The sequence below is a fragment of the Faecalibacterium sp. An121 genome (assembly GCF_002160915.1).
Classification (GTDB): Bacteria; Bacillota; Clostridia; order Oscillospirales; family Ruminococcaceae; genus Faecalibacterium; species Faecalibacterium avium.
Genome location: NZ_NFLM01000032.1, coordinates 1 through 15,357, shown reverse-complemented (window position 1 = coordinate 15,357; position 15,357 = coordinate 1). Strand labels below are relative to the sequence as shown.

14 protein-coding genes, 1 tRNA gene and 1 riboswitch are annotated in these 15,357 nt (G+C 61.1%); of the genes, 7 read left to right on the top strand and 8 right to left on the bottom strand.

The features are described 5' to 3' along the window. The first annotated feature begins 371 nt into the window (after positions 1–371). Positions 372–1,148 (top strand): type III pantothenate kinase, encoded by a 777-nt coding sequence (locus B5E66_RS12085; RefSeq protein WP_087233537.1) that lies wholly within the window; start codon positions 372–374, stop codon positions 1,146–1,148. A gap of 55 nt (positions 1,149–1,203) precedes the next feature. On the opposite strand, the gene B5E66_RS12080 is transcribed toward B5E66_RS12085, so the two are convergent. Both B5E66_RS12080 and B5E66_RS12075 read right to left on the bottom strand, forming a co-directional pair. Beyond that, the gene (locus B5E66_RS12080) at positions 1,204–1,464 is read right to left on the bottom strand and encodes a helix-turn-helix domain-containing protein (RefSeq protein ID WP_087233534.1); all 261 of its coding nucleotides are present in this window, start codon (positions 1,462–1,464) and stop codon (positions 1,204–1,206) included. Between the two features lie 4 nt (positions 1,465–1,468). Further along, positions 1,469–2,137, bottom strand: coding sequence for a GOLPH3/VPS74 family protein (locus tag B5E66_RS12075; RefSeq protein ID WP_087233531.1), 669 nt, complete (start codon positions 2,135–2,137; stop codon positions 1,469–1,471). A gap of 192 nt (positions 2,138–2,329) precedes the next feature. Here B5E66_RS12075 and B5E66_RS12070 point away from each other — a divergent pair. After that, positions 2,330–2,406, top strand: a tRNA-Arg gene (locus tag B5E66_RS12070). A 60-nt stretch (positions 2,407–2,466) separates the two neighbouring features. Here the strand turns inward: B5E66_RS12070 and B5E66_RS12065 are convergent. The 4 genes from B5E66_RS12065 to B5E66_RS12050 all read right to left on the bottom strand — a co-directional run bounded on the left by B5E66_RS12065 (position 2,467) and on the right by B5E66_RS12050 (position 9,273). After that, on the bottom strand, positions 2,467–3,099 hold the full coding sequence (locus tag B5E66_RS12065; RefSeq protein ID WP_087233528.1) for a CatA-like O-acetyltransferase: 633 nt from the start codon (positions 3,097–3,099) through the stop codon (positions 2,467–2,469). Between the two features lie 63 nt (positions 3,100–3,162). After that, entirely contained in the window at positions 3,163–5,853 is a 2,691-nt protein-coding gene (mgtA, locus tag B5E66_RS12060; protein ID WP_446718516.1) for a magnesium-translocating P-type ATPase, read from the bottom strand. Between the two features lie 361 nt (positions 5,854–6,214). Then, a riboswitch (M-box (ykoK) riboswitch) is annotated at positions 6,215–6,378 on the bottom strand. Between the two features lie 61 nt (positions 6,379–6,439). Continuing rightward, positions 6,440–7,789, bottom strand: coding sequence for an MATE family efflux transporter (locus tag B5E66_RS12055; RefSeq protein ID WP_087233522.1), 1,350 nt, complete (start codon positions 7,787–7,789; stop codon positions 6,440–6,442). Positions 7,790–7,917: 128 nt separating this feature from the next. Continuing rightward, the gene (locus B5E66_RS12050) at positions 7,918–9,273 is read right to left on the bottom strand and encodes an MATE family efflux transporter (protein ID WP_087233519.1); all 1,356 of its coding nucleotides are present in this window, start codon (positions 9,271–9,273) and stop codon (positions 7,918–7,920) included. 162 nt (positions 9,274–9,435) lie between these two features. On the opposite strand from B5E66_RS12050, the gene B5E66_RS12045 reads away from it, so the two are divergent. Together B5E66_RS12045 and B5E66_RS12040 are read left to right on the top strand one after the other, a co-directional pair. Beyond that, positions 9,436–9,903 (top strand): peroxiredoxin, encoded by a 468-nt coding sequence (locus B5E66_RS12045; protein ID WP_087233516.1) that lies wholly within the window; start codon positions 9,436–9,438, stop codon positions 9,901–9,903. Positions 9,904–9,954: 51 nt separating this feature from the next. Then, a complete protein-coding gene (locus B5E66_RS12040; protein WP_087233513.1) occupies positions 9,955–10,296 on the top strand; it encodes a phenylpyruvate tautomerase MIF-related protein in 342 nt (113 codons plus the stop codon). Between the two features lie 308 nt (positions 10,297–10,604). Here the strand turns inward: B5E66_RS12040 and B5E66_RS12035 are convergent, their stop codons facing one another. Further along, positions 10,605–11,231 (bottom strand): hypothetical protein, encoded by a 627-nt coding sequence (locus tag B5E66_RS12035; RefSeq protein WP_087233510.1) that lies wholly within the window; start codon positions 11,229–11,231, stop codon positions 10,605–10,607. Between the two features lie 370 nt (positions 11,232–11,601). On the opposite strand from B5E66_RS12035, the gene B5E66_RS12030 reads away from it, so the two are divergent. From B5E66_RS12030 to B5E66_RS12020, 3 genes are all read left to right on the top strand, one after another. Beyond that, positions 11,602–12,717: a ketopantoate reductase family protein gene (locus B5E66_RS12030; protein ID WP_087233507.1), complete on the top strand. Its 1,116-nt coding sequence runs from the start codon at positions 11,602–11,604 to the stop codon at positions 12,715–12,717. Between the two features lie 185 nt (positions 12,718–12,902). Continuing rightward, complete coding sequence (locus B5E66_RS12025; protein ID WP_087233505.1) at positions 12,903–13,805, top strand: DUF4097 family beta strand repeat-containing protein; 903 nt, start codon at positions 12,903–12,905, stop codon at positions 13,803–13,805. Positions 13,806–13,870: 65 nt separating this feature from the next. After that, the gene (locus B5E66_RS12020; RefSeq protein WP_087233502.1) at positions 13,871–14,407 is read left to right on the top strand and encodes a histidine phosphatase family protein; all 537 of its coding nucleotides are present in this window, start codon (positions 13,871–13,873) and stop codon (positions 14,405–14,407) included. A gap of 256 nt (positions 14,408–14,663) precedes the next feature. Here the strand turns inward: B5E66_RS12020 and B5E66_RS12015 are convergent, their stop codons facing one another. Then, positions 14,664–15,317, bottom strand: coding sequence for a hypothetical protein (locus tag B5E66_RS12015; protein WP_143406996.1), 654 nt, complete (start codon positions 15,315–15,317; stop codon positions 14,664–14,666). Between the last annotated feature and the right edge of the window lie 40 nt (positions 15,318–15,357).

Here is a 15,357-nt window from a genome sequence, read left to right as displayed (position 1 = left end):
GCAATCGCTTGCGTCCTGTGAATTACTTTTTTGGAATTTTAAGTGTTTCCAACACTTTAAAGGTTCCGTTACAAGTATTCGATATTGTTCAATTTTCAAGGTCCTGCGCCGCTCTGTCTCTCGACTGGCGACCTGTTTATTTTACCACATCCGTCTTTGCTTGTCAAGCTCTTTTTTGAAGCTTTTCGCAAGCTCTTTTGCGTTTTGTGGGCGCCCCGTGGAGCGCTCGAATATAATACTACACCCGGGGACTTTTGTCAACCCTTTTTTGCAAGTTTTTGCCGCATCTTTTTCTCTTGCGCTTTTACCGGGCGCGTCGTACAATAAGGATGATCGATCCTTTTCCATCTAGAGCCAAAGCGAGGCCCGCCATGATCCTGACCGTCAACATCGGCAACACCCATATCACCATTTCTACTTATAAGGAAGGCGCTCTGCACTTTTCGGGCAAGCTGTCGTCCAGCACCGCCTCCACCGCCGACGAATACGCCATCCGGCTGATCCATCTGCTCACCCTGCATCAGAGCTCCCCCCAGCAGATCGAGGGAGTGATGCTGGCCAGCGTAGTGCCCGCCCTTACCGGCAAGCTGATCTCTGCGCTGCGGATGCTGACCAGCGTGCGGATCATGACGGTGGGCCCCGGACTGAAAAGCGGCCTCAAGCTGCGCCTGGACCAGCCCGCCCAGCTGGGGGCTGAGCTTTTGTGCGGTGTGGTGGCCGCCATGGCCGAAGGCCCCGCCCCCATGGCCGTCATCTTCTCGGACACCGCCCTGTCCATCATGGGGGTCAACGCCCAAAAGGAAATGGTGGGGGGCGTCATCCTGCCCGGGCCGCAGCTCTCGATGGCCAGCCTGGTACAGAACACGGCCCAGCTGCCCCAGGTGGACCTGACCGCCCCCGCACCCCCTTCGGTGCTGGGCAAGAACACCGCCGCCTGCCTCCAGGGCGGGCTGCTGATCGGTACCGCCTGTATGCTGGACGGCCTGGCCGAGCGTTTCCGGGCCGAGCTGGGACCCGACACACGGTTCTATGCCACCGGCAATCTGCCGGTCACCCTCCGCAAAGCCTGCCGCACCCCCATCCTCTACCGCGAACATCTGGTCTCGGACGGCCTGTACCGCATCTGGCTGCGGAACCGCAAACCCTGACCACACCACAAAACGGCGCCCGCCGGAGGGGATCCCTCCCTGCGGACGCCGTATTTTATTGAGCCTGCAAGATCTCTTTGATCTCGGGGATGCTGTGCCCTTCGGCCCGCAGCTGCCGGATCTGCCCGATCCGGTCCAGACTGGCTTCCCGCTTGTAACGCCGGGTCAGGTTGTCGCCGGCCTGTTCAAAGGGCAGCATCCCTTCCTCCGTATAGAATTTCAGGGTGCTGTACCGCACGTCGGTCAGCCGCACCAGCTCCCCAATGGTGACGTACTCCGCCTGCTGGATGACCTCCAGCTTTCTCTGACGGGACATACGCTCACGACCCCGCCGCCGCGGCGCCCCGGGCCGCGAAGGAATACATGATGATCTGCAGGTAGGTCATCATATCCCTGACCATCTTGCCCTCCGGCGACTGTGCCAGAGCCTCGATCTTCTGCCGGACCTCCTTCTGCTCGAAAGCGGAGAAATAGGCCTTGAGGCACTTGACTCGCTCCAGCAGCGCCACCAGAACGGCCGTCTCATCGCTGACGGGGCCTTCCTCCAGCAGCTCGGCCCGCATCTGTTCCACCACCGAGCGCACCGTCTCGGGCCCCGGCAGGTAGCCGGCCTGTTTGCCCAGCAGCCCGGCCTTGCAGGCCGACGCCGCCCCCAGCTGCACCAGCGAGCCGCCCACGGCGTCCCGCAGCTCGTTGATGCGCTTGTCGGTCCAGCTGAAATTGTAGGCGTCCACCACCACATAGAGCTTGACCGACTGCTTTTCCCGGATGAAATCATAGAGGGGCTTCAAATACCCCTTGTCCTGGGGCAGCGCTCCGGCCGCCGACACCTTTTTGCCGTCCACCGCGATGCAGCCCTCCATCTGCAGCTCCAGCAGCGCCCCGGCCACCAGGCCCAGGGTCCGCTCCTCCACGCTGGCAAAGGGAAACACGCCCTTGTCATTGACGGTGCACACCATATATTTCTGTACGATCGACAAATCCTTCATAAAAAGTCCCTCCTGTACAGGCAGAACGGATGATGCAAGTGCAGTTACTACTTATCACTTACTACTTACGATTTAAGTATATCCAGCCGGGGCCTTTTTGTCAAGGGGACTTTTGTTCAAAATTCCTATTTGCATTTTAGGCAAAAGTGTGGTATAATTCTTGACGCTGATACCCTGTCGGCAAACAGATGTGCGGTCGTAGCTCAGCTGGATAGAGCGTTGGACTCCGACTCCAAAGGCCAGAGGTTCGAATCCCCCCGGCCGCACCAACCAAAAAGCCCCCGCAGCGCTTTATGCTGCGGGGGCTTTTCTGTTCCAGCCGGGACTTTTTAGAGCGGCAGAGCCTGCATCCACTTCCCCAGCTCTGCATAAAAGCGGCCCACATGGGCGCCGTCCAGCAGGCGGTGGTCCAGTTCCAGGCTGACGGACAAGAGGGTGCGTCCCTCCTTTTCCTCCCAGCGGCCCCAGGTCACCCGGGGGATGGAGTCCGCCGGGTCTGTGTCCCGCTCATTGGTCACAGCGGTCAGAGGGAACCAGGGCAGGCAGGAAAAATACACCAGCTCGTCGGGGGCCCAGAGGCCCTGGGGGGTGATGAAAGCCGTCTGGGCGGCCGAGCGGGCCTTGGCCTGCCGGCAGAAGTCCTCCAGGTCCTCCCCCGCCTCCAGGGTGACGATATGGAACTGCCCGCTGCCCGGGTGCAGGTCGGTGAAGCTGGGCACCAGCCGGTCCACCCTGACGATCTGCCCGCCCCGGTCCTTGTAAAGGAAGGCGTCCACCCGTTCCATGGCTTTGGTCACGCCATACACCATGGCCATATAAAAGGACAGCCCCCGTTCCCTGCACCAGGCCCGCAGGGGCGTCACGTCCACCGGGAAGGTCAACGCATAAAAGGGATGGGACATCCCTGCAAAAAAGTCATAGACCTCCCGCCGGGGCCAGGTATCTTTGTCGATGATCTGCATACAGCGCCTCCTTGCTGTGTTCTGGACACAGTATAGCAGAAGTTCCCCTTTTCCGCCATCTCTTTACAGCCAGCTGTGGTAGCGGCGGAGATACAGCTTTTTGGCCAGGCTCTCCAGTAGGATGTAGCCCGCCACGATCCCCGCCAGGGCGGCAAAGTAGCCGACGGGCAGGGCGGTCAGGCCCAGGCCCTCGGCCAGCGGGGTGAAGGGCAGCACCGTCACCACCGCCATGCCGGCCAGCGTCAGCCCGGTGAGGGAGGCCGAAGCGCGGCTCTGGAGCAGGGGCACCTTGGCGGTGCGGACCATGTGGATGACCAGGGTCTGGGTCCACATGGAAGCCACGAACCACCCGGTCTGGAACAGGGCGGCCCAGAGCTCCCGGGCGGCCGGATCGGTCAGCTGGGTATACAGCTTGCCCCCCGCCGACGCAGGGCAGAACACAAAGTACATCAGCGCAAAGGTCAAAAGGTCAAACAGCGAACTGACCGGGCCGTTCCAGGCCATGAAGCGGGCCACGCCGCCGGCATCCCAGCGGCAGGGCTTGCGCAAGTATTCCTCGTCCACGTTGTCCCAGGAAATGGCGGTGCAGGACAGATCGTACACCAGGTTGAGCAGGATCAGCTGCAGGGCCGTCATGGGCAGGAAGGGCAGGAAGGCGCTGGCCGCCAGCACCGACAGCATATTGCCAAAGTTGGAGGACACCGTCATCTTGATGTACTTCATCATATTGGCGTAGGTCTTGCGGCCCTCGATCAGGCCCTGCTCCAGCACCATCAGATCCTTGTCCAGCAGGACGATGGAGGCAGACTCCTTGGCGATGTCCACCGCCGTGTCCACCGAGATGCTCACATCGGCGGCCCGCAGGGCGGCTGCGTCGTTGATGCCGTCCCCCATATAGCCCACGCAGTGGCCGTTCTCCCGCAGCAGCCGGACGATCCGGGCCTTCTGGGCGGGGGACAGCTTGGCGAACACCGACACCTCAGCGGCGCGGCGGGCCAGCTCCTGGTCGGTCATGGCGTCGATGTCGGCGCCCAGCAGCACCTGGCTGACCGGCAGGCCCACCTGGGCGCAGATGGCGGCGGTGACCTTCTCATTGTCGCCGGTCAGCACCTTGACCTCCACCCCGTAGCTGTGCAGCGCCCGGATGGCCGCCGGGACGGTCTTTTTGGGCGGGTCCAGGAAAGCCAGGAAGCCGATCAGCACCATCTCCTGCTCATCCGCGGCCGAGAACTGGCCCACGGGGGCGGGATTGCTTTTCTGGGCCACCGCGATCACCCGCATCCCCCGGGCGTTCAGGCTGTCCGCCTGGGCCAGCACCGAGCGGCGCAGCTCCGGGGTCAGGGGCAGCACCCGGCCGCCCCGCTCCGCCCAGGCGCAGCAGTCCAGCATCTCCTCCACCGCGCCCTTGGTGACCATCTGGGTCTTGCCGGTGGGGTCCGACACCACCACGCTCATCCGGCGGCGCTCAAAGTCGAAGGGCACCTCGTCCACCTTGCTGTAATTCGCCATCAGCGGTTCCGCTCCCAGCTCCTCCTGCTTGGCGATCACGGCCAGGTCGATCAGGTTCTTGAGCCCGGTCTGAAAATAGCTGTTCAAAAAGGCATGGCGCAGCACCCGGTCATCGGGCTGGCCGTCCACATTCAGGTGCATCTCCAGCACCACCTTGTCCTGGGTCAGGGTGCCGGTCTTGTCGGTGCACAGGATGTCCACCGAGCCCAGGTTCTGGATGGCGTTGAGGTTCTTGATGATGACCTTCTGCCGGCTCATGGCCAGAGCGCCCTTGGCCAGGGAGGTGGTGACGATCATGGGCAGCATCTCAGGGGTCAGGCCCACCGCCACCGAAATGGCGAACAGGACGGCCTCCATCCAGTTGCCCTTGGTAAAGCCGTTCAGGAACAGCACCACCGGCACCATCACCGCCATAAAGCGGATCAGCAATTTGGACACCGAGCCGATCCCCTTGTCAAAAGCCGTCTTGGGGGGCTTGTCGCTCATGGTGCGGGCAATGGCTCCGAACATGGTGCCGCTGCCCACCGCCACGGCCACCGCCCGGGCGCTGCCGCTGATGACGGTGCTGCCCTGGAAGGCCAGGCAGGGCACCTCGGTCAGGGGCAGGGCCTCCTCCACCGGCGCCGCCGCCTTCTCCACCGGCTCGCTCTCGCCGGTCAGGGCCGACTGGCTGATGAACAGGTCCTTGGCGTTCAGGATCCGCAGGTCGGCGGGGATCATGTCCCCGGCGGACAGGTGGATGATGTCCCCCACCGCGATCTCCTCCATGGGCAGCTCCTGGTGCCGGCCCTCCCGCTCGATGCAGGCGGTGGTATGGATCATGGCGGTGAGCTTCTCCGCCACATTCCCGCTGCGGGTCTCCTGCACAAAGCGCAGCACCCCCGACACCGCCACCATCACCGTGATGATGGCCACCGTCATATAGCTGCGCTGGCCCGGGGCCGCAAAGAGGATATCGGTGAACACCGACACCACCGCCAGCAACAGCAGCACCAGGGAGAAGGGGTCCGCAAAGGCTTCCAGCAGCCGGCGGGCGCCGCTCTTGCGCTTGGGCCGCACCAGCTGGTTGGGGCCGTACTGCTCCCGGGCCGCCTCGGCCTGGGCCTGGGTCAGGCCGCCGGCGCCGGTCCCCAGCTTTTCCAGCAGCCGGGCCTCGGTGCAGGCTGCGGCCTCCCGCAGCCGGGTGTCGGACTGTTTTGCAGCCGTGTTCTGCGCCGCTGCATACGCTTTGATCCATTTCATCATCATGGGTGGTTCCTCCTTTCTTGCCGGCGGGGTCTCCCCGCCCAGAAAGGGGCGCAAAAAAAGCGCCCGCTTTCCGCCTTTTCCGGCAGATCGCGGGCGCGTGCGCGCACCAAAACAAGGCCCCAGGCGGGGCCCTTTCCGCGCACCCGGACCAGTCTTGCGCAAGGGCCGTCCTGTGCCGGACGCAGCCTGTGCAAAACCGTCAAATGCGCATCAAAGGACCGGGACGCCTGTACCTGTCCTGGCCTGTGCTCGTTCGCCTGCGGTCTGCCCGCGTTGGTCTACTGCTGGGGTCCATAGCGTCCCACCTGCCTTTCCTGTCAAAAAATAAAGCCCGCCGGTCCATAGGACAAGCGGGCGTAAATCGACCTGTGTTCGCCTGAGCTTTAGCTTTGCAGGGCGGTGTAGCTGCATTATGATACGCCTTGTCATCGACGCATCCTGTTCAGACCTGCGCATGGTGTCTCCACCATTTTGCGGCAGCAGCCCATATCCCTGTAAGAGCCTTACCTATCAAACCACATTCACTATACCATATTTTTCATCCTATGTCAACCATAGGTTTATGAGAAAAGTGTGAACTTTTTCACGCTGCACCCGCAGATTTCAAGGCGCCGCGCCGGCGCAGCCATACGAGGGCCCCCACGCAGACCAGCACCGACAAGAGCGACCCGGCAGCCGCCGCGCAGCCCATGGGCAGCAGGGTGTCGGGGAACAGCCGGCTCATGAAATAGGCCCCGGGGATCCGCACCAGGACGATGGAAATGGCGTTGTGGACAAACGAGATGCCCGACCGGCCATAGGCGCAGAAGTAGCCGCAGAAGCTGAAATGCACCCCTGCAAACATACAGTCCCAGATATAGCTGCGGATGTACTGGCTGCCCGCCGTCACCACGGCGGGGGTGCTGTCGAACAGGGCCACGATCCCCCCTGCCGCGAACTGCACCGCAACGCCCACCGCCAGCCCGAAAGCCAGACAGAGGGTACAGGCATAGCGCAGAGTCCGGGCCGCCCGGTCGTCCTTGCCCGCGCCCACGTTCTGGGCCGCCAGGGCCGACACGGTGGACAGCATCGAGGAGGGCACCAGGAACACAAAGCTGATGACCTTTTCCACGATGCCCACCGCTGCCGCATCGTTCAGGCCGCGGTTGTTGGCGATGATGGTGATCAGGATGAAGGACACCTGCACGAACCCATCCTGCAGGGCCACCGGCACGCCCACCCGGAGGATGGGCCCCAGCACCTCCCGCCGGGGGCGAAAGCAGTCCTTTTGGAGGGACAGGCCCGCCTTTTGGCGGGTGATGAACACCAGGGACACCACCACGCTCAGCGCCTGGGACAAGGTCGTGCCCAAAGCCGCCCCCGCCGGGCCCATATCCAGCCCGCCGATGAACAGGTAATCCAGACCGATGTTGGCCGCGCAGGCCACCGCCACAAAGTACATGGGGCTTTTGGAGTCCCCCAGCCCCCGGAAGATGGAGCTGATGATGTTGTAGGCGGTGATGCAGGGGATGCCCACAAAACAGATGGTCAGGTACTGCACCGTCCCCTCCACCGCCTCGGCAGGGGTGGACATGGCCTGGACGATGGGCCGGACCAGCGCCAGCAGCAGAGCGGTCAGGGCCACCGACAGGGCCATGAACAGGGTGACGCTGTTGCCGATGGACAAAGCGGCGCGCCGCCGCTCCTGGGCGCCCACCGCCCGGCCGATCGAGATGGTGGCCCCCATGGCCAGGCCCACGATCATCACCGTGAGCATATGCATCACCTGGCTGCCGATGGATACCGCCGTGATATCCGCCGTGCCGCTGAACTGCCCCGTAATGAACAGATCCGCCATCCCATACAGGGTCTGCAAAAAGTAGGCCAGCAGATAGGGCAGCGAAAAGCTGACGATGTTTTGGAATACGCTTCCGGTGGTAAGATCTTTTTCCATGTGCAGTACAGCCGCAGGCCGCGGCCCTCCCCTCCCCGTCTCGATTTTACTTCACTATCATAAATCGCGGCGACGGGATTGTCAAGAGGAGGCCCCCAAAAACGGCCGATGCAGGGCGGAAGGCGGGTTCATGCGGCCTTGTCGTAAATGCTCATCTGCTGCTTGTAGATCCGGACAAAGTAGATGATCTCGGCGATGGCCGTCACGGTCCAGGAACAGACGAACAGCAAATAGAGGGACTGCAGGGTGCCGAAATAGGCAAAGACGGTATAGACCCATACCACCCGGAACACGCAGGAGCCCATGATCACGATGAAGGTGGGCACAATGGTGCGGCCCAGGCCGCGGGAGGCGGCGATGGTGCAATCCATAAAGGCCGAGATGGGATAGCACAGCCCCATGATCACCAGGCGCTGCATCCCCGCGTCGGCCACCGCCTGTTCGGTGGTGAACAGGGCCAGGAACGTCTGGCCAAAGAACACCAGGGACAGACCCATCACCGCGCCGATCCCAAAGGAATAGCCCAGCGAGATGAAGTAGCTGCGCTTGACCCGGGCCCGCTTGCCCGCGCCGAAGTTCTGGCTCATAAAGCTGGCGCAGGCGGTGTAGAATGCTGCCATCACATCGTATACCAGAGGGTCGGCGTTGGCCGCCGCCGAGTTGCCCCGGACCACCACCGTATCAAAGGTGTTGATGCTGGCCTGAATGAACAGGTTTGCCAGAGCGAAAATGGCGTTCTGGCAGCCCGCCGGCACGCCCAGGCCCAGGATGCTGCGGGTCATGGCGGGGTCAAGATGCAGCTTTTCCCGCCGCAGGCCGTAGCAGCCCTCCACCCGGGTCAGGGCCCGCAGGATCAGGAAGGCGGACAGATACTGGGTCAGGATGCTGGCCAGGGCCACGCCCGCCACGCTCATCCGGCAGACGATGACAAAAAACAGGTTGAGGAGGATGTTCAGGATGCCCGCGATGGTCAGATAGACCAGGGGCTTGCGGGTATTGCCCACCGCGCTGAACACGCCGTTGCCAAAGTTATAGATGGCCATGGCGGGCATACCCAAAAAGTAGATCCGCAGATAGAGGATGGCTCCGTCGATCAGGTCGGGCTTGGTGCCCAGCAGCCGCATCAGGGCCGGTGAAAAGGCCACGCCGATCACCAGCAGCAAAATACCCGCCGCAATGCAGACCAGAAGGGACGAATGGACCGATTTTTCCACGTCCCTGGGCTGTTCGGCGCCGTAGAACCGCGCCACCAGCACGTTGACGCCGCCGCCCAGACCGATCAGGAAACCGGTCATCAGGGTGACAAAGATGGTGGTGGAGCCCACCGACCCCAGGGCCTGGGAGCCGGCGAACCGGCCCACCACCGCGATGTCCGACATATTGAACAGCGCCTGCAGCAGGTTGGAACAAACCAGCGGCAGGCTGAATATCAGGATCTGCCGCGCCAGCGGGCCTTCGGTCAGATTCTTTTCCCCAGAAGCCATACACGATCCTCCTTGCGATACGCTCCTTTTGCCAGGGCGGCCGCCCATCCCGCGCAGCCTGCCCGGGACAGTATAGCGCGCCGGGCAAGCGCCGTCAAGAGGGTTGCGCCCGGACGCCGGATATGGTATCCTGAAAGCATCAAAGCAAGGAGGAAAACCGTTATGCTCTCTGAACATACCATCGCACCCGACTTCACCCTGCCCGACGCAGAGGGCCGCCCGGTGAAGCTGTCCGACTTCCGCGGGCAGAAGGTGGTTCTCTACTTCTACCCCCGGGACAACACCCCCGGCTGCACCCGCCAGGCCTGCGCCTTTGCCGCCGCCTACGACACCTTCCGCCAGAGGGGCGTGGTGGTGATCGGGGTCAGCAAAGACACCCAGGCTTCCCACCAGCGGTTCGCCGCCAAGCACCAGCTCCCCTTTATCCTGCTGTCCGACCCCGACCACGCCGTGCTGGAGCTGTACGACGTCTGGAAAGAGAAAAAGCAATATGGCAAGGTCAGCATGGGGACGGTGCGTTCCACCTACCTGATCGGGGAGGACGGCGTCATCCTCAAGGCCATGCCCAAGGTCAAGCCCGACACCAACGCCGCCGATGTGCTGGCGGCCCTGGACGCGCTGGAAGGCTGACGCCCCGGCGCCAGGGACACCCATTACCCATTATAAAAGGAGGAAACCATCATGCCATTCATCGACCTGCGCACCACCGTTCCCACTGACCCCCAGCAGCGGGAAGCCCTCAAAACCGCCTTTGGACAGGCCATCACCGCCCTGCACAAGACCGAGACTTACCTGATGGTCTCCATCCAGGACAACAGCGAGCTGTGGCTGGGCGGCCAGAAGCTGGACAAGGGGGCCTTTGTAGCCGTCAGCCTTTACGGCTCCGCCTCGGCTTCCGACTACAACCGGATGACCGCCCTTGTCTGCCGCATCCTGTCCGAACAGCTGGATATACCCCCCAAAGCCGTCTATGTCACCTACCACCCCGTCAGCGACTGGGGCTGGAACGGCCGCAATTTCTGATCTTCCCGGGCTGCCCCGTCTTTGGATGCGGGCAGCCCTTTTTTGTCCCCGCGCCCGCACACAAAACAATGCGGGGGCCGGCCGTATGGCCAGCCCCCGCAGAGGGACCCTATCTTTCGTGACGCAAAAGTTCTTTTGTTTTGGTGCGATCAACAACAGAAGGAATATGGTTCTATTCCTCTTTGCCGCCACATCGGATGGGTGTTTTACCCGAGCGCGCAGGTGGTCTCTGGCACCCGCACGCCCCTTATATCATCTCCCGGTATGGTGCCCCGGGGGTGTTATAAGTAAAGTTCATACTGATTTAATTACACACCACCAGTGACAACTTCCTTGACAGTCTGATCAACAACCAAACCAACCACGTAAGCAGAATACTCGCCACTGTTGCTTTCCACCTTTACAACTGCAATACTGCCATTGTAGGTGTAGTTATAAGTCTTGCCGCCAGAAGTCCCATCAGTGGGCATGTTGCGGGTATTAATGATACCCTTCATCATGGTGACAACCTGATCCTTCATGCCATCTTCAGTAAAGTTGCCAGGCACAATAATAAGATCTGCTACAACAGTATCCTTTGTGGTATTCGCAAAATCATCGAAATCGCAAGTATCTGCCTTCACCATTTCAATAAACGAGTTCTGAATAGCACTCCCCTTTGTAATCCAATCTGTAGAAGTAGCTTTGAGTTCATTTTCATCGATCATCGCCGCTGCTTTGCTCAGAGCAGAGTCAAGTGTAGAATCTGCGCTCAGCTTCAAAATATTGGTATACTTCGCATCCAGTTCGCTATTAACATAGTTAGCAAGAGACGAATCAACGGGGTTGACATCAGGCTCGGTAGGTTTGCTGGAAGAAGAGCCATCGCAGCCAGCCAGCATGCTGACGGCCATGATGCCGGCCAGCGCCAGAGAAGCAATCTTCTTGAGTTTCATAATGAATTTTTCCTCCTTATGGTGTATAAAAGATAGAGACCCAAAACAGGTTCAAAGGAAGGTCCTTTCCTTTGTGTGCCTATCATAACATACCCCCCCCGGTGTCAAGACCCAATTTCAAAATTTTCCATTTTTTCTTTATTTTCTTTAGTTCGCATATTCTAGCTTTGGGTGCAGGGGGCGGGAGTGAGCTGTTCTCATCTTTGGGGGCGGTTTTTTGGTTCTATGCAACTGTCCCAAAAAGGCGGCTGCATTTTTCTCACCGGGAAGATGGGTTTTGTGACCGCGACACATTGACGTCGGCCCGGCCAGCCGCTATAATGGAAGTATATTCCAGTTATTGAACGATCATCCCAAAGGAGGGCCTGGCATGGAACTGTATCGGGTGGAACAGATCGCGGAGGGCGACTACGGCTGTGAGGAACTGCCCGAGGGCGCACCCGTCCTGTGCAGCGTCACCCTGCGGGGGCCGGATGGGGCCTCCCTGGTGGTGGAAGTGCCCGACCAGGCACTGACCGCCCAGTCCATCCAGGAGGGCTGCACCGTCCTCCGGCAGGACGGCTCTTTGCAGCTGGTTCGGCCCATCCGCACCAGCGCCCTGATCGGGCTGGGCGCTTTGGGTATCCTGTTTGGGCCGAAGATGCCGGGGGTGCAGGTCATCGCCGACTCCCAGCGGGCCGCCCGCTACACCGCTCATCCCGCCACCTGCAACGGCCAGCCCTGCCCCTTTTCCTATTGCAGCCCCAGCCAGGGCCAGCCGGCCGACCTGGTGCTGGTGACCGTCAAGGCCACCGGCCTGGAGCAGGCCATCCGGGACATCGCCCCCTTTGTGGGGCCTCACACCGTCATCCTCAGCCTGCTCAACGGCATCACCAGTGAGGAACGGCTGGAGGCAGCCTACCCCGGCCACACCCTCTGGAGCGTGGCCATTGGGATGGACGCCAACCGCGTGGGCCGGGATCTGGTGTTCAAGGCGCCGGGGCGCATCCAGTTTGGGGAGCGGGATGGCCGCATCACCCCGCGGGTGGCGGCGGTGGCCCAATACTTTGCCGCCTGCGGCATCGCCGGTGAGCCCTGCACCGACATCCTCTACAAGCAGTGGCACAAGCTGATGATCAACGTGGGGCTGAACCAGGCCTCTGCCGCCTTCGGCATGACCTACGGGGACCTGGCCAAAGACACCCCCCAGCGGGCCAAAATGCTGCAGGCCATGCAGGAGGTGATCCGGCTGGCCAACGCCGAGGGCGTTCCCCTGCCCCCCGACGACGATGTGGTCTGGCTGGCCGGGGCCATCCCCTCCTTCAAGCCCGACAACCGTCCCAGCATGGGCCAGGACATCCAGGCCCGCCGCCCCACCGAGGTGGAGGAGTTTGCGGGCACCGTCCGGCGGCTTTCCCAAAAGCACGGCCTGCCCACCCCCGCCAACGATTTCTTCTACCAGCGCATCCGTGCGATCGAAGCCGGCTGGGCCGCCCAGCCTCACTAGGGTGTATCTGAGAAATCAAAAATGCTGAGATATTCGCCAAAAAGCGCCAGGTGCAATGCGCATGAGCGCTGCAACTCTTGCGCTTAGCCGATTTTTGCGGCGCCAGCCGCGCCTTCGCTACATCGTCCGCAGGACGCGCTCGGCGCGGCTGCATACAACACTTTTTATAAGAAAGGAGTTCGTTTATGAAACGCCGTTTTTCCTCCCTGCTTTTGTCCGCACTGGCTGTCGTGGCCGTGGGCGGGCTGACCCTCCTGCGCACCGGCCTGACCGCCGAGGCCGCACGGCAGGACTGGACGCCCCTGGTGACCAAAAACTATCCGGTCACCGGCACATTTACCGATATTTCCATCACCGGCTACTACGAGGACATTTATCTGCGCCCCTCCCGGGACGGCACGGTCAGCGTCACCACCCGGGATGCCGAGTCGGTCACCCACACGGTCTCGGTCGCCAATGGCGTCCTGTCCATCTCCCGGCCTGAGCCCGACAGCACCGGCGACCGGCTGTTCTTCCACGACAGCGACCCCGAGCTGATCCTCTATCTGCCGGCCGGGGACTACGGTGCCCTGAGCGTCTCCACCATGAGCGGCGATGTCCAGACGGCGAGCCGGCTGGCCTTCTCAGCGGCCAATTTCACCACCGTCAGCGGCGATGTGGAACTGTATTCCTCTGTCAGCGGCAACGTCGTGTGCAACACCACCAGCGGCGACATCGAGCTGCGCTGCCCCACCGCCGGCGCGGTGCAGGCCGTGACCACCAGCGGCGACGTGGAATTGAACGATTCCTATGTGCAGAGCCTGAGCGTGGAATCCACCAGCGGTGACGTGGACCTGGAGCGGAGCACGGCTGCCGGCGCGGTGGAGATCTCCACCGTATCGGGTGAGATCAGCCTTGAGCGGTCGGATGCCGCCAGCCTCACCCTGTCCACCACCAGCGGGGAGATCGAAGGCTCTCTGCTGTCCGCCAAGAATTTCTCTGTGACCAGCACCCATGGCCGCGTACAGGTGCCCGACTCCGACCCCACGGCCGGGGCCTGCACCATCTCCACCACCACCGGCAACGTCTGGATCTCCATTCGTCCGTAACGCTGCATCATGCACCCGCCCGGAGGCAGCCCCTCCGGGCTTTTTATGTTTCAGGAGGTACTCTCATGCATACCGTTTATTTCACCCGCCACGGCCAGACGGTCTGGAATGTGGAAAACAAGATCTGCGGCGTCACCGACAGTCCCCTCACCGACCTTGGACGCAGCCAGGCCCGCGCCCTGGGCCGGCAGCTGGCCGACGACGGCCACGGCATCACCCATATCCTCTGCTCGCCGCTCTCCCGCGCCCACGAGACCGCCCAAATCATTGCCGCCGAGACCGGCCTGCCCCTGACCGTGGAGCCCCGCCTGCGGGAACAGGCCTTCGGCAAATACGAGGGCACGCCCCGCAACGGGCCCGCCTTCACGCTGGCCAAACTGCATTTCTGCGACCGCTTTGAGGGCGGCGAAAGCATGCTGCAGCTGGCCGCCCGGATCTACGGCCTGCTGGACGACCTGGCCGCCCAGGACGGCACCGCCCTGCTGGTGGCGCACAACGGCATTGCCCGGGTGGTGCGATCCTATTTCCACCCGATGACCAACGAGGAATTTGCCCTGTTCGGCATCGGCAACTGCGCCCTGGTGCGGTACGATTTTCCCTGACGCGCCGCGGCGCGCAAAAACAATGCGGGGGCCGGCTTTCTCAAGCCAGCCCTCGCAAAGGGACCCTATCTTTCGTGACGCAAAAGTTCTTTTGTTTTGGTGCGATCAACAACAGAAGGAATATTGGTTCTATTCCTCTTTGCCGCCACATCGGATGGGTGTTTTACCCGAGCGTGCAGGTGGTCTCTGGCACCTGTGCGCCCCTTATATCATCTCCCGGTATGGTGCCCCGGGGGTGTTATAAGTAAAGTGAATTTCAGGACTGGACAGAAGTCTGCGTAACCATAATGGCAACAACCCATACGCTCTGGTCGGGATGCTGACGACTTGCCACATTTACAGCACTGATTTCAGCCTTATAATCGCAGTCGTAGCCACTAACACTGGAAGGATAGGTGGTTGTATTAATGGAAGTACCAGCCCAAGTCTTCACAATGGACTTCACAGCATCTTCTTCACTCAATTTACCAGAAACCGCATAAGTATCAATCGCAATCCGATCCCCACTAACAGAAGGAACAGTATTAAATCCGGTGGTAACGAAAACTTTGTTACTGAATTCTTTATCCAGCTCAGGCCCAACCTTCTGAGGAATGTTAGACCCTGCAGTTTCTCCAACCACATAATTAGTCTTATAAGCGTTCTCAATCAATGTATCGCCAATGAGATCTACCTTTTCGACTACCTTCTTCAGTTTAGCATCCAAATCCGAATTCGAGCTAAAAGTAAAAATGTTCTTCTCAGGGCCAGAAAGCATATAGTTTGCATATTCAGCGGCATTGGAAACAACCGGTGTTTCGGGCTGAGAAGAAGCGCCACCATCTTCGGTGGTGCCGTCCTTGCAGCCAGCCAGCATGCTGACGGCCATGATGCCGGCCAGCGCCAGAGAAGCAATCTTCTTGAGTTTCATAATGAATTTTTCCTCCTTATGGTGTATAAAAGATAGAGAC

Bases quoted from the DNA above. Each gene is read 5' to 3' on its own strand.
- B5E66_RS12020 (WP_087233502.1), top strand. From the start codon at position 13,871: ATGCATACCGTTTATTTCACCCGCCACGGCCAGACGGTCTGGAATGTG.
- B5E66_RS12065 (WP_087233528.1), bottom strand. From the start codon at position 3,099: ATGCAGATCATCGACAAAGATACCTGGCCCCGGCGGGAGGTCTATGAC.
- B5E66_RS12030 (WP_087233507.1), top strand. From the start codon at position 11,602: ATGGAACTGTATCGGGTGGAACAGATCGCGGAGGGCGACTACGGCTGT.
- B5E66_RS12040 (WP_087233513.1), top strand. From the start codon at position 9,955: ATGCCATTCATCGACCTGCGCACCACCGTTCCCACTGACCCCCAGCAG.
- B5E66_RS12045 (WP_087233516.1), top strand. From the start codon at position 9,436: ATGCTCTCTGAACATACCATCGCACCCGACTTCACCCTGCCCGACGCA.
- B5E66_RS12075 (WP_087233531.1), bottom strand. From the start codon at position 2,137: ATGAAGGATTTGTCGATCGTACAGAAATATATGGTGTGCACCGTCAAT.
- B5E66_RS12050 (WP_087233519.1), bottom strand. From the start codon at position 9,273: ATGGCTTCTGGGGAAAAGAATCTGACCGAAGGCCCGCTGGCGCGGCAG.
- mgtA (WP_446718516.1), bottom strand. From the start codon at position 5,853: ATGATGAAATGGATCAAAGCGTATGCAGCGGCGCAGAACACGGCTGCA.
- B5E66_RS12015 (WP_143406996.1), bottom strand. From the start codon at position 15,317: ATGAAACTCAAGAAGATTGCTTCTCTGGCGCTGGCCGGCATCATGGCC.
- B5E66_RS12025 (WP_087233505.1), top strand. From the start codon at position 12,903: ATGAAACGCCGTTTTTCCTCCCTGCTTTTGTCCGCACTGGCTGTCGTG.
- B5E66_RS12055 (WP_087233522.1), bottom strand. From the start codon at position 7,789: ATGGAAAAAGATCTTACCACCGGAAGCGTATTCCAAAACATCGTCAGC.
- B5E66_RS12080 (WP_087233534.1), bottom strand. From the start codon at position 1,464: ATGTCCCGTCAGAGAAAGCTGGAGGTCATCCAGCAGGCGGAGTACGTC.
- B5E66_RS12035 (WP_087233510.1), bottom strand. From the start codon at position 11,231: ATGAAACTCAAGAAGATTGCTTCTCTGGCGCTGGCCGGCATCATGGCC.
- B5E66_RS12085 (WP_087233537.1), top strand. From the start codon at position 372: ATGATCCTGACCGTCAACATCGGCAACACCCATATCACCATTTCTACT.